The organism is Streptomyces bobili (assembly GCF_002154575.1).
GTDB classification, from domain to species: domain Bacteria; phylum Actinomycetota; class Actinomycetes; order Streptomycetales; family Streptomycetaceae; genus Streptomyces; species Streptomyces bobili.
The window spans coordinates 15,751-29,519 of the sequence record NZ_MUBA01000255.1; the positions used below are offsets into that span (position 1 = coordinate 15,751).

Annotated in this window: 7 protein-coding genes; all 7 read right to left on the reverse strand. The window is 67.6% G+C overall.

The window, feature by feature from the left end:
- Positions 1–7: 7 nt before the first annotated feature.
- Positions 8–643, reverse strand: a complete 636-nt coding sequence (locus BZL64_RS21130) for a hypothetical protein (RefSeq protein WP_086770765.1) — start codon at positions 641–643, stop codon at positions 8–10.
- A gap of 38 nt (positions 644–681) precedes the next feature.
- A complete protein-coding gene (locus tag BZL64_RS21135) occupies positions 682–1,914 on the reverse strand; it encodes an AAA family ATPase (RefSeq protein WP_086770766.1) in 1,233 nt (410 codons plus the stop codon).
- A 72-nt stretch (positions 1,915–1,986) separates the two neighbouring features.
- A complete protein-coding gene (locus tag BZL64_RS21140; protein WP_086770767.1) occupies positions 1,987–7,230 on the reverse strand; it encodes a restriction endonuclease in 5,244 nt (1,747 codons plus the stop codon).
- Between the two features lie 75 nt (positions 7,231–7,305).
- On the reverse strand, positions 7,306–10,224 hold the full coding sequence (locus BZL64_RS21145; protein ID WP_086770768.1) for a DEAD/DEAH box helicase: 2,919 nt from the start codon (positions 10,222–10,224) through the stop codon (positions 7,306–7,308).
- Between the two features lie 237 nt (positions 10,225–10,461).
- A complete protein-coding gene (locus tag BZL64_RS21150; protein WP_086770769.1) occupies positions 10,462–11,736 on the reverse strand; it encodes a serine/threonine protein kinase in 1,275 nt (424 codons plus the stop codon).
- Positions 11,737–12,226: 490 nt separating this feature from the next.
- On the reverse strand, positions 12,227–13,051 hold the full coding sequence (locus tag BZL64_RS21155; protein ID WP_086770770.1) for an NPP1 family protein: 825 nt from the start codon (positions 13,049–13,051) through the stop codon (positions 12,227–12,229).
- A gap of 278 nt (positions 13,052–13,329) precedes the next feature.
- Positions 13,330–13,769, reverse strand: a 440-nt coding sequence (locus tag BZL64_RS21160) for an ATP-binding protein (protein ID WP_086770774.1), incomplete at its 5' end; no start/stop codon positions are given.

Below are 13,769 nucleotides of genomic sequence, written 5' to 3' on the forward strand. Positions count from 1 at the left end.
GAACGGCTCACCTGCGGCAGGGACTTGGGGCGGAGTCTGCGGACCACTGGCCGAGTTCGTGAACGAAGTCCTTGTAGGAGCGGTTCGTACCGGTCGGGCCCGAGGCCAGTACGCCTAGCGACCGGGCCTGCTCGGCGACCGTGGGCCCGTCACTCTCCCGGAAAGTCGGGGAACCGAGCCTGCGCTTGAGTTCTTCCTTGGGGCTCTTGATGGTTCCGGTGTCGCGGCCTTGGAATGGCGCGGGAACCTTCCAATTGGGCCGGACGGCTGGGAAGGCGTCCGGGAAGAGTAGGAGCCACGCCTCAGACTCCCAAGCGGCAAGCGCCAGTGCCGAGTTGCAGGGGCTTTCGCGGGAGAGGGCTCCAGCGACATTGGCGCGTATACGTCCGTACGCCGCGTCCGTGTAGCCGTCCAGGTCCTCGTGAATCACCAGGCCGACCAGCGGGCCCTTCGCCCGGAGCGCCCGGCCCTTCGCCTTGCCGATGATCGCGCGGATGCGGGCTGCGAGTTCGGGACCGGTGGCCGTCTTGAGTCGGGTCTTGTCGCTGATCTCGACGAGCCGGGCGTTGCTGAGGTCCGGGTGGTGCTGCTTGATGATCTCGGCGACGATCCGGCAGTCATTGGAGTCCTCGCCGGCGAGCACGATGACACCGCGTCCCTGCGGCCCTCTCCTCCTGGCCGTCACAGCTCGTCCCCCGTGAGGTCGCCCCCGAGGACGCCGGAGAACCAGAGTTCGCCGAGCGGCAGGTCGCCACTCTCCTCGACGATCGCACGCACCTCGTCGGTGGTGATCGCGGGGATGAGGGAGGCTCCCTCGTCGTCGCGCTCGCAGATCACGATCTCCTCGGGCTGAAGCCGGTCGGTGAGCGCCGGAGAGTGCGTGGCGACGATGAACTGTGTGAGGGCGCTGGCCTCGCGCAGTCGATCGACGATCAAGTTCAGGGCCTGGGGGTGCAGGCCGTGATCGATCTCCTCGATGCAGGTGAGCGCTGGGGGCGCGGGATCGTAGAGCAGAGCCAGGAGGCCGAGGAGCCGTACGGTTCCGTAGGAGGCGTCGGCCAGAGGAGTGGGCCGGCGCAAGCCGCGTTCCACCAGTTGGACAGCAACTTGAGCGGCACGACCACCGACCGCCGCGAACTGGATGTCCTCAAGCTGTGGAAGCACGGAACGAGCGTCGTCAAGAAGTCGCCCCCAGAGGGCGGAGTCTTCGTTGAGGAAGTTCAGGAAAGCGGCCAGGTTGTCGGCACTGGACGACAGGTCGCCGTAATAGCGGTGATCGAGGCGAGACGGCTGACGTGCCGCGTCCACATCCACGTCGAAGACACGGAATGACGAGAGCCGGTCTGCCATCATCGCGACCTCGGTTCCGCCCTCCGTGCTTGCAAGGCGGGGCAGAGTGGACAGACCGCTACTGAGCCGTTGGATGCCGAACTCGCTGCTGTCCTCAAGCTTGGTGCTGGACCGAGTATCGACGACGGTGGCCCGCTCGCCCGACACGGTGATGCGACGGCCGCGCCCCTTGGTCCGCTTGAACTGGAAGCTCTCACTGCGGGTGAGCCGGTAGCGGCCGTGGTCCCTGTTGCTGGGGGCCGAGTAGCGCCGGACCTTGAGGTCGTATTCGTCGGGAGCGTTAGAGCTGGAGTGGATCGTCCATGTCCCCTTGAGCCGAATCCGGAGGGTCGTTGGCGGCTTGGCCCCACCCCAGAACGCGACCTCGTCGAACCCGCCACGGCCTTCAAGGGCGGGTTCGAGGTCGGTGCGGATGATGTCGGCGAGCAGGTCGAAGACCTTGAGGACGTTCGACTTACCGACACCGTTCGCACCTACGAGAACCGTCAGCGGACCTAACGGGATCGTCACGTCCCGCAGACTACGGAAGTTCTCCACGTGCAGTTCGAGCAACTGTCCTGGCATGGACGGAACCTATCGGGAGGTGTGGGGCGGGATGGGGTACGGCAGGGTGGCGTCGGCACGCGCCGCTGAGGGTCAGCCATCCACCGGCACCTCGCGCTTGTCGTCCCTCGGCTCGGGCGGAGTCCACCGCCCTGCCGCAATCTCGGCATCCAGCAGTGCCTGGAAGTGAGCGTGCGCGCCTCGCATCTCGGCCTCCCGGTCCGCCTTGTAGAAGGGGGCCTTGTATCCGTCAGGGGGTGCGACGGCTGCAGGATTAGTCAAGTGGTCGATTAGATCCAGGTATTCCTCCTTTGTTTGGCCGTGACCATATGCATAGTAATTCTTCGCGATCTTCCGGCCCGTGTTGTCGAAGTACATGTCCGATTCATATTCGGATAGAACTTGGTAGCGGGATCGATAGATTGCGGCGAGCTGGTCGGCGCTGATTCCCAGCCATACGGATACAAGAGCATCCAATTCGACAAGCGCCGCTCTACGTTCATAATCAGTGCGCAGCGGGACGCTGGGTGTCCAGTCGGAAGTCAATTTCTCGGCAAGCGGAGCGATTTGTGCACCGTTTTGCCAGTTATAAGCCCACTTCTCGTAGTGCGGCCATGTGGGATGGAAGAGATCGCGCCAAAGAGAAGCGTAGGTACTAGTCAAGCAATTCAGGCGCAGAGCGCGCAGCAGAAGAGCGTGGGTGAGTGGATGGCTGCTAGTGGCAGCCGGCATCCGCATGGCTTCGGCAACCTGTAGGTGTGAGCGTCCAGTCAGGCGCAGGAGATAATCTAGCGGGAGGGAAGACCAGAAGCCTGCATTGATGACGGTGTCGAGGTCGCTGGGGAGTGCCAAAGAATGCACTGCATGCACATGGGCTGACCCTGGGGGAATTATGGCTGCGAACAAGCTGCGCTCGGTATTTTTGGGATCGATCATGGCGCGCCAAGCGAGGCGGAAATATTCCGTGTAAGGTCGTCCATTCCATCGATCTTGTGCGGCGATATATTTATCCTTAGGGCAGGCGACGGTGTAAGTAGTGCGAGGGAGTGAGTCAATGGGAAGTGTGTTGAGGTTCCAGCTCCTCCAATCCTTGCTATTGCGCATGGGTAGATTCGGCTGTTTCGCGAATGGTGTAGCTACGGCGATGTGGGGACCCTGGAGGACTACTGCATCCCAACTTGCTGGTGATCCAACGTGGTAGCGGATCAGTCCGTTCTGCTTGCTTGTCGCCTCGTGGTATCCGCTGCTGATGAGCGGTGACAGGTGTCCTAGTCGGATCTGGGAATTGGCCAGTGCGGCGATGGCGCCTTGCTCAGCTGTGGTGATTGGATGAAGCAGCTGTGTTTGTTCAACGGGGATCGCTGTGTCGCCGCTCAGCTGCCGCCACTGTGCAAGCAGGGAGTCGGTGACTCTTACTGCCCTCGTTCTGTGTGGCCGCACATCCCATGTTCCTGCATGTTTCTGTGCAGGAATTTCTCCTGAGCCGTCATGTGATAGGGAATCGGGGAGCACTTGTGCGCCGTGCAGCTGACTGAGAGAGTAGAAATCGATTTGTGGTTTCAGCTCGCCGTAAATGTCCATTCCGAAAGCCACGGCGCGCCCGATTTCGAATGCCCAGTTGGCTGAGTTGATGAAGGTGGCATGCAGTCGCAGATGGTGATATGCGGCGGCTCTTAGTCTTCCCTCTTTAGTCCCGTCCAAGTGAGTGTCCGGATGAACCATTCCGGCGATTCCACCGGTGCCAATATTCTTCCATGCTTGACACATGAATGAGCGATAGAGATTCGGCTGTGTGCCGGCGATGAGGGGATAAGTGGATTGGGATCCCAGGCTTTCCACCGTACCGGCGTGCGTGGCCAGTTCATCCAGGAAATACCTTGTCCCAGTCTTGGGTGCCAGGACTTCATTCTTGCGCTCTCGCCACTCGTCAACCTCTGGTTTTTCTTCAAGCATGAACCAAGGTTCCATCTCGGCCATAACGGAGGATTCTTCCCAGCGTGGGCGGAACCAAGGCGGATTCCCCACCTGCAAGTCATACCCGCCCTTGGCGAACACCTGCCCAAAGTCCAACTCCCAGTGGAAGAACCCCTGTGCCCGCGCCACATCCCTCGCCACCGAAGCCCAGGGGAACCGCAGCTCCAGCTGCTGGAAATGCTCCATGCCCATCAAATCAGGCAGCGCATCCTCATAAGGCTCAAGCTCCTCCAGCGACCCGAACTCCGCCACCAGCGAGTCGGCCGGCACATCCTCCGTGCCGATCAACGCCTCCGCGAACTCCAGCCAGTCGTCCAGCCCCGCCAGCGGCACCGCCGCCCGCTTCCGGGCTCCCCCGATGGCCTCCTTGCGGCGCCCCGTACGTCGGCGCTCCACCGAGGCCGCCGTCAGCTCACCGCCGCCCGTGATCTCGCCGAACAGATCCTCCGTCTCCCAGGACATCAGAACACCCGACTCGTCCGCCGCCCGCAGCCCCTCCGCCACAGCGCCCGAAGGAAGCTCCTCAGCTCCACGCTGATACACCGCCGCCGTACCGTCCAGCAGCCCAGCCTCCTGCACAGGCCAGAACCACAGCGCGCACCACGCGTCCATCAGCGTCTTCAGCCGCCAGTACGGGGTGTCCGGAGCCGTCAGGTCGGCGACGACCTTCTCCCGCTGCACCGCGACCTCCGGTGACCGTAGCCAGCCGTCCTCCACGCCCCACACGTCGATCCGCCGCGAGATGTCCCGCTCGGAGATCTCCAGGCGCCGTACGACCAGCCCCCACAGGAACTCGACTCGGCGCGCCGCCGCCTGAAGTCGCTCCGCTTGCTTGGCAGTTGGCGTGCGCGTGATCATCTTGCGCCAGTTGCCCAGCGTCCGAGCCGCCTCCGGGGCGAGGGCCTTCGCCTCCTTCTCAGCGGCGACCGCGCCCCACTCCTTCGCGGGAAGGAGGAAGTGGTGGACGGCGTTCTCCGTGACCCGCTGTACCGACCCGCTCCGGTTCGTGCGCTCGGTCACTGTCACCGGGAGGCCGTTCGCCGCCTCCGTCAGCGGGAAGCGCTCCGGCGTGGTCCCCAGCCAGGCCGCCTTCTTCAGCTTCTCCGGCGGGTACACCTCACGCCGGCCGCCGATCAGCGAGTTGCCGCGCCGCAGGTGAAGGCCGAACCACGGGGCCTCCATGCCGGGGTGCATGGTGTTCAGCCACAGTGACACCTCCGCCAGCTCCACCGCCGTCTCGTTGAGGTCGACGCCGTAGGAGTTGTGCAGGGCGACGTACGCCTTGGCCTTCTGGAGCTCGATCGCGTACTTCTCCGTGTCGATCGGCGTGCCCAGCTCCTCCTGGCGGCGGCGCAGGTACTCCGCCGCGACCTGGTTGATCGCCTCGTTGAGGAACGCGCCCGAGCCGAGCGCCGGCTCGCAGATCTTCCAGTCGAGCAGTTCGCGCGCCTCGGTCGTCGTACCGTCCTGGTCCAGGCGGTGCTGGAGGGCCAGTTGGACCGTGACCTTGGTGAGGGACTCGGGGGTGTAGTACGAGGCGGAGGTCTGGCGGTCGCGGCCGGAGAGGCGGTAGACGAACGAGCCTGGGGCGTAGCGGACGCGGACGTCCTCGCCGGTCTCCTCGTCGCGACGGGGCACGAAGACATTGGGCAGGTAGTCGTCGATCTTCGACTTCGGGATCAGCCAGGAACCGTCCTTCGGGTCGCCGTTCTTCGCGACCTCGTACAGCTCCTCGTCCCCCGCGATGAAACCGTTGTACGACATCAGGCCCTCGTACACGGCCCCGAGCTGGTTGATGCCGAGCTGGGCGTACGAGATGAAGCCGCCGCGCTCGCCCTTCTTTCCGCGCGTGATCATCAGCAGGCGCAGCACCTTGTAGAGCGTGGCGTTCCGCAACCGGGTGTCCAGGAGGCGGCCCGAGCCTTCAAGGCCGTCCTCGGCGTCGTAGTCGTCATGGGGGTGCGGGATCGCGCCCAGGCCGATCAGCCGGATCGACTCCCGTTCGAACAGCTTGGAGTGCAGCGGCTCGAAACGCAGGCCCACGTCCTCGCTGGCCTTGACGTCCACCTCGACGCCGTCCACCTCCGGGGCCGAGGGGCCGTGCGTCCGGCGGGAACGGTAGCCCTCCTGCACCTTTCGGAAGAGCAGGTCCAGGGACTCGTACAGGTACGTGCCCTGCCGGGACTTCTCGTCGACCAGGTCGCGTTCGGCGATCAGTTCGCCGAGGCGGCCGAGGCCGTAGCCCTGTTGGTACTCGGGATAGTCGGCGGGCAGGATGCCCAGCTCGGGGCGGGCCTCCGCGTAGAGTAGGAACAGGATCCGGTAGAGGTAGCGGAGCGACTCGCGGGTCAACTGCTTGCCGAGGTCGGACAGTTCGCCGATGTCCTCGGGGCGTACGCCCTGGTCGCGCAGTCGGGCCAGGACCTCGCCCGCGATCAGCTCGACGCTCAGCCGCAGACCGTCGCGCAGTTCGCTGGAGACGCCCACCGCGTGCTTGGTGGACTTGCCGACGAGTTCGGCGAGCGGGTTCTCGCCGCCTTCCTCCGGCGTGCGCAGCGAGTCCGCGCCGAACAGGGCGGCGATCGTGTCGAGTTCGCCGCCCGCCTTGGTGTCGTTGCGTTGCAGGGCCGCGTCCAGGGAGACGGCGAGGTAGCGTCCCTCGCCCCACACCATCCGGTCCGCGAGGACGACGACCCCGCCGACGAGCAGCAGCACGTAACGGGGCGCGTCCTCGCAGGCGAAGAGGAACGAGGCGAGCTTGGAGCCCGTCGGTACGGTGTTGCGGCCGTCCAGCGGTACCGGCTCCAGGAGGCGGCCGGGGCCCTCCGGGTCGAGGGCGGCGTCCGGTTCGGCGGCCCAGCCGCAGTCGACCGCGACCAGGCCCTTCTCGGCGTGCGCCACCCGCACCTCGTACGGCTGGTCGGCTCGCGTGACCGTCATCGTGCGCGGCTTGGCGTCGTAGCCGAGTGCGCGCAGCACCTCCGCGTTCAGGGTGCGGACCCGCTCGCGCCAGGCGGGGGAGTCGTACGTCGCCGAGTCGTCCTCGGTGTCCTGGGCGGCCGCCGCGCCGTCCTCGTCCTCGGGGAGGGCGAAGGAGGAACGGGCCCGGAAGTAGGGGCGGCGCAGCTCTCGCAGGCCCGCACGAGGGGTGACCGGCAGAGCGTCGGCGTCCGGTTCCCCCGGCGCGACTTCGGACGTCCCGTCGGCCCCCGCCGCGGCCGCCCGCTCGGCCTCCGCCTTCGCCTCGTCCTCGCGCTGCTTCCAGGTGGCCAGCAGGCCCGACTTGAGGTCCTTGGGCAGCACCTCGGCGAGGTAGTGCGCCGAGAAGTAGTCTCCTCGGTTGACCAGGGAGTCGTACGTCATGTCCGGTCTCTTCTCAGGGAATCACAGGTCGGGAGGTCTGGGGGGCGGCCGGTCGGGCCGTGGGCGGGCGCGGGCTCAGGCCGTGGACGGCGGACGCGTGGGCGCCTCCGGGTCGGGGACCAGGACGGCGAGGACCCGCATCAGGGGGCGGCCGGTGGTCAGCAGCGAGTCCGCGAACGAGGCGAGCGACTTCTTCGTCCGCTCCCCGGCGAGGGTGGGCTGCTCCCAGTCGCCCAGGCGGGCCTTGTAGTCGTCGATCGGCTTACGCAACGGCTCGTCCCACGCGTCGCGGTGCCGGTCGAGGAACTGCTCGGCGGCGGCCAGGGCGTCGGGAATGCCGGCCTCCAGCGCGGTCGCCGGTTCGCTGTGGCGCATCGGGTTGGCCATGGTCGGTCCGACTCCGGAGTGGCGCAGCAGTCCGACCATGTCGTCCTCGACCGTGCCGCCCCGCGTCACGCCCATCCACTTGACGACGGTCGGACGGCCCAACGCGTTGGAGTAGACACCCTGGACGAGGTACGTGGGCTCGGGCACGTCCGCCGTGATGATCAGGGCCTCCTGGCGGCCCAGGCGTACCAGGACCTTGTCCGTGAGCCACTCCACCACCGGATGCAGATCCGTGAGGAGGGAGATCTCCGGCCAACTGGAGTTGGACGACTCGCGGGCCCGCTTCAGGGAGTGCTCGGCGAGCCGGCGGTTGAAGGTCACCAACAGTCGTTCGCGCAGGCGCTGTTCGCGTACGTAGTCCAGCGGGAGCGCCTTGAGGCGGTGCACCAGGTCGGTGGGCGGGCGGAAGGACAGCAGACCCGACTCGGTGTCCCGGTGCAGGTCCAGGCTCGTGGTCGCGTCGGGGAACACCTCGCGCAGCGCCTCGTCGAGGAACTCGGCGGTCGACGTGAACAGCCGGGGTACCGCCGCGTTGCCCGCTCCCGTGCCGCCCGGTGCCGACGCGCCGGCGGCGCTTCCCTCGGCGTCCTGCGGATCGCCGTCCTCCGCGCCTGGCTCGACGTCACCCACCGAACCGAAGAAGTCCGCCAGGAAGTCGTCCATGGCCGCGTCCGCCTCGGCCTCCGCCCTGCGCGTGTCCAGCGACTCGTCCACCGTACGGCCGCGCAGCAGATCCTGGATGAGGGACTTCTCCTCGGCCTCCGCCCGGTACAGGCCCGTCACCGCCTCGGCCGTGCCCAGCGCCCGGTGCGCCTGGTCCTCCCGGTCCAGCAACCGCTCCGCGACCACCGTGTCGTCCTTCGCGCCCTCCACCTCACTGGTGAGGATCAGCGCGCGGAACTGCGGCTGATGCGCCTGGCCGTAACGGTCGATACGGCCGTTGCGCTGCTCGATGCGGATCAGCGACCACGGCACGTCGTAGTGGATCAGCTGGTGGCACTGGCGGTGCAGGTTGACGCCCTCGGACGCCACATCGCCGGTCAGCAGGATCCGTACGGGCGCGTCCGCCAGACCGAAGTCCTCCACGCACTGCATCTGCTGCTCGTCCGACAGGCCGCCGTGCATCACCCGCGTCGACTCCTCGGCCGCCCGGCCCCGGAAACCGAGCGCCGCCGGAAGCACCGTACGCAGCCACTCAAGGGTCTGCACCCGCTCGGAGAAGACCACCACCCGCGCGTCCGACTTCGGGCCGACACCGATCGCCCTCAGCTGCTCGACCAGCGCCGCGAACTTCGCGGAGTCCGACTCCGTCAGTGGCGCCACCAGGTCCTGGAGCGTGCGCAGTGCGGCGAGTTCGGCACGGGTCGCCGTCGGGTCGTCCTTCTTCTCCAGCGTCTTGATGCGCGCGGCCACTGTCGCCTTCAGCGCCGCGTGCGAGGACAGGAACGACTTCAGCAGCGTGTACGGGAAGAGGGGTACGGCGCTCACCGAGGTGCCGTTCTCGCCGGGCAGCCAGACCGTCGCCAGCTCCTCGAAGATCTTCTCCTCGGCGGGCGTGGCCGCGCACCGTACCGACTGTGAGGGGCCGCGGTCCGCCCACTGGCCCTTCATCTGCTCGCGGACCTCGGGGCTGATCTTCGTACGGCGGATGAAGAGGTGCTCGATGTCCTCGGCGCGGTAGTGCTCCGGATCGCGGATCGCCGCCGGGTCGAGGAGGCTGATCAGCTCCGCGAACGACTTGGCGTCGCCGTTGTGCGGGGTTGCCGAGGCCAGGATCAGGGCGTCCGTGCGCGGGGCGAGGATCTGAGCGAGCTGGTTGCGCAGGGAGCCGCGGTTGATCAGGTTGTGCGACTCGTCGATGACGACCGCGTCCCAGTTGATCCGCTCCAGATGATGCTTGTACTGGTCGGTGTTCTTCAGGGTGTCGATCGAGACGATGACCCGCTTGAAGTACGTGAACGGGTTCCGGCCCGCCGGGATCTCCCGCTGGATCCGCTCGATGCCGACCGAGTCCAGCCGTACGAGAGGGATCGCGAACCGGGTCCACAGCTCGTGCTGGAACTGCTCCAGGACATGCTGCGGGGTGACTACCAGGATCCGCTCGCCACGCCCCCGCCGGATCAGCTCGGCCAGCGTCAGACCGATCTCCAGGGTCTTGCCCAGGCCGACCACATCGGCGATCAGCAGCCGCGGGCGCAGGTTGCGGCCCGACAGGGCCAGCTCGGCCGGGCGACGCTGGTAGGGGAGGGAGTCGAGGAGGAACGAGTCGGCGAGGGCCAGCCGACGCTCGGACTGCGGCAGCGCGGTCTTGCGCAGGACCGCCTCCAGGAACAGACGGGAGCGGCGGAAGTTCGACGACTCGTCCCGGACCAGCTTCGTCCGGCGCGGGTCGATCAGCTCGATCGTGTCCAGGCCGGTGAAGAACACGGCCTCCTGGTCCCGTACGAAGTCGGACACGCCCACGACGTCGACCTTGGCGCCGTCGTGCTCGGTGCGCACGGAGTTCCGCACGAGCCACACCTCGTCGCGCACGAAGACCTGCGCGCCTGCCGGAAACTGGTCCTCCCCGGAACCCACCGGTGCGGTGCTGCTCTGCTGGGCGGTCACCCGCTGCCTCCCCTGGCCGTCGTGCTGTGCTGTTGTCGCGGTCGCCGCCCGGCACGGACCGACGTACCGCTCACGCTGTTGTACCGCTCCACTGTGCCGTATGGGCTGCAAAGCGCGTGAACCACCCTCACTGGGACAGACCCGCAGGTCAATGGCTCGCGGTGCGGAGAAGCCGCGGGTCGGCTTCTGGAGGGGTGAGCAGCGCCGCCGCGCCGACGCGCTTGCGTGCCGTGAGGGTCAGAACGCGGCCCGTGCCGCGTAGGCCTCGCGCAGCTGCTGGGCGGTGCGCCTGGCCTGTGCGGAATGGCGCAGGGAGCGGGCGGGAGGCCGGCCGGTGCCACGAGCGCGCCGTGGCATGTTCTGTGCGTTACTCGGGTTCTCCTCCTCCTGGTCACCCCGCTCGTCCTGTGCGCTCTGTGGCGCCAGGACTGTCGACTCGGGTTGGGCGGGCAGCCCGACGGGTGCCTGATGCGGTGAGGTCAGGAACAGAGTGGGTTCGGCAGCGGACTCGTCGGCGGGCGCGGACCGTGGTCCATTACCGGGGGGTGTGTCCGCCGGATCGGACAGCGCGGGGGCAGGAGGCGTGACGTCTTGCGACGCCACTGCCGGAAGCACTGAGAGAAACTCCTGAAGCGGCGCGGCGGTGTAGGTGGTGAGACGCCGGCGAGCCTGGGCCAGCTTCAGACCCTGCGCCTCGACCAGAGCGCGGCACTGCTGGACCACCTTGCTGACCGTGGGCCGGTCCTCAGCCCGGTGGGACAACATGGACGTGAGTAGAGGTGCCAGCTCGGGCGGCGTGCCGGTCAGATCGGGCGCGGTCGCCGGATCGGTCACCATGTGGAAGAGCACATGGATGTTGTTCGCGTGGTACGGCAGATGGCCCGTCGCGGCGAACAGCAGCACCGTCCCCAGGGCGTAGACGTCGACGGCGCTCGTCAGCGGTTTCTCGCCGTTGGCCTGCTCGGGCGGCATGCAGGACGGGGTCCCGACGACTGTGTTGGCGGCGGTGAGGGAGGCGCTCGACTCGGCGAAGACGGCGAGACCGAAGTCAATGATCTTGGGGCCGTTCGGTCCGAGCAGAATGTTCGCGGGCTTCAGGTCGCGGTGCAGCAGCCCCTGCTTGTGCACATAGCCCAGGCCCTCGGCGATGGTGGCGCCGAGGGACAGGACGAGAAGCGCGGGCAGGGGACCGTGCGTCATCACGTGCTTGCCGAGGTCCGGTCCCTCCACGTACTCGGTCGCCAGCCACGGCTGCTCCGCGTCCGCGTCCGCGTCGAGGAGCTGTGCGATCCGCGCGCCCCAGACCGTCTTCAGGATGTCGATCTCCTGCGCGAAGCGCAGTCGGGAGGTCGAGTCGACGACCGACGGTTTGATGACCTTCACCGCGGCGGGTTCGCCACCGGGCGACTCGCCCAGATACACCTGCCCCATCCCGCCCTGCCCGATCCGGCCCAACAGCTCGAAGCCGCCGATCTGTGCCGGGTCTTCGGGGCTGAGCGGCGTGGTCTGCACGTGTCTCCTCTGGTCGGGTCCGCCGGGCGGGAGCTGTCGCAGCGGCTCCGCAACAAGCTAGCCGATCCGGCCGACAGCCTGAGCACATCGAGCGGACCGTCTCAACCCCGATGGCGATGAAGCCCCCGGCCCGGACCGCTTGGGAACGGCGGCGGCTGGTCCTGCCGGTCGGCAGCAGGCGTGGTGGTCCGCGTCCCCTGTACGAAGGCTGATTCCGTAGCCCCTGAACGTGCCGCGTCCTGCCCTGTCCTCGCGACAGGGCGCGCGACTTCCAACGAGGGGGCGCACCCGCGCTCACGTAGCCGTCAAAGTAGCCGTGGGAGTGGTCACATGGCATGTTTGCAGGTCATCGCGCTGCGACGACTCTCCCCGGCGTACAGCCCGACTCGTCTGCCGGCCCACGTGATGAAGGGGCCGGCCCCGACGGCAGGGAGTGCCGTCGGGGCCAGCCCTTTTTCTGTGTCCGTTCCTGTGCCGGTTCCTGTGTTCGTCAGCCGGCGGCCCACGGGTCGAAGGAGATGCCTGCGGCCGCGTCCCTCTTGGCCCGGCTCAGCTCTTCGTTGAAGCGGCCGTCCTTCAGCGGGAAGTTGGCGTCGCCCCAGGTGGCTGAGTTCATCCTGCCCCGGAGGTCCACGCTGCTGCCGTTGTTGAAGTTGTCCCAGCTGACCAGGCGCGGGAAGTCCCAGCCGCCGTCGCCCCAGGCCTCCGCGCCCTCGCCCGACCCGGCGAAGCGGAAGACGTGGGTGGACACGCCGTCCTTGTGGTAGACGACCTTGAGGCGGACCCCGTCCCTCGGGACCGCGCTGAACTGCGAGGTCGTGTAGCTGCCGTGGTGGGAGACGGACGCGTACGAGGGCGTGCTCGCGCCCTGCTGGATCCAGATCACCGCCGCCTCCCAGTCGTGGCGGTGTGACGTGGCCGTGCAGTCGGCACAGCTCATGTCCTTCTCGAAGTACAGGGTGTAGACGATCCCGCACCAGCCGTTGTTGCACTTGGCGCGCGAGTAGGTGTTGGCGTTGCCGAGGTGGCCCGAGCGGCACTGGCCGGTGATGGCCCCGCTGTCGTCGAGGCCGCCGTTGAGGTTGCCGTTGTTGTCGATGGCCGCCACGGGGAGGCAGCCGTCCGAGTCGTAGTCGAAGACCGGCTGGAACTGTTTCTGGAACGTGGTGGCGCGCTCGGACAGCGGGGTCAGCACGCCGGCGTGCGCGCTGCCGGTCAGGCCGATGGTCAGCGCGAAGGCGCTGGCCGCGACGAGCGTGGCACGCCCGAGGCGGGCGAGGCGGGACGTCCTGCTCTTCTTCAGTGCTTGGGGCATGGGGGGTTCACTCCACTTGCTCTGCGCGGGGACACCGGTGATCAGGCTTGGCGGGACAGAGACTGGCAAGCGGAGAGTTGATCGGCACCTGGTTTCACCAGGGCAATCAAATGTCGCGCGCGGGCATCACGCGGGGCGAGGGCGCGGCGGCGCTGCGGGTGTTCACGCCGGGCGCCCGACCGGCCGAGACGTACGGGCATCTGCTGACCCCCGCGGGGGACGAGCTGCGGGTGCGCATCGCCGTACGCGCCGGCTTCTGTCCCTGTGGGCCCGGTTCGTCACAGGGAGACCTCGGCCCAGACGGTCCTGGTGAACCTGCTGCGCTGCTCGCAGCCCCAGCGGGTGGCGAAGGCGTCGACAAGGAGGAGACCACGGCCGCTTGTTGCCGTGTCGGGTGGCGGCGATGCGGCAGGGGTTGAGTCGTCGGGCAGCGGGGGCAGCGGGGGCAGCGGGGGCAGTCGGTCCGGGCGGGTGTCGCTGACCTCCACGCGGACTTGTGATGCGCAGAGGGAGAGGCGTACCTCGAAGTCCCGGCCGGGGGTACGGCCGTGGGTGATGGCGTTCGCGGCGAACTCGGCGGTGATGGCGACGAGGGCGCGCGTCACGGGAACCGTGCGAGGGAAGCCCCACTCTTCGAGTTGCTGCTCCACGAGGAGGCGGGCGAGACGGGCGCCTCGGCGGGTGGGGCTGAGCTGGACTCTGAAGAGGTGTGCCGGGG

What these genes read in the sequence shown, in the direction of transcription:
- BZL64_RS21135 (WP_086770766.1), bottom strand. Translation starts at nt 1,914, where the DNA reads ATGCCAGGACAGTTGCTCGAACTGCACGTGGAGAACTTCCGTAGTCTG.
- BZL64_RS21140 (WP_086770767.1), bottom strand. Translation starts at nt 7,230, where the DNA reads ATGACGTACGACTCCCTGGTCAACCGAGGAGACTACTTCTCGGCGCAC.
- BZL64_RS21155 (WP_086770770.1), bottom strand. Translation starts at nt 13,051, where the DNA reads ATGCCCCAAGCACTGAAGAAGAGCAGGACGTCCCGCCTCGCCCGCCTC.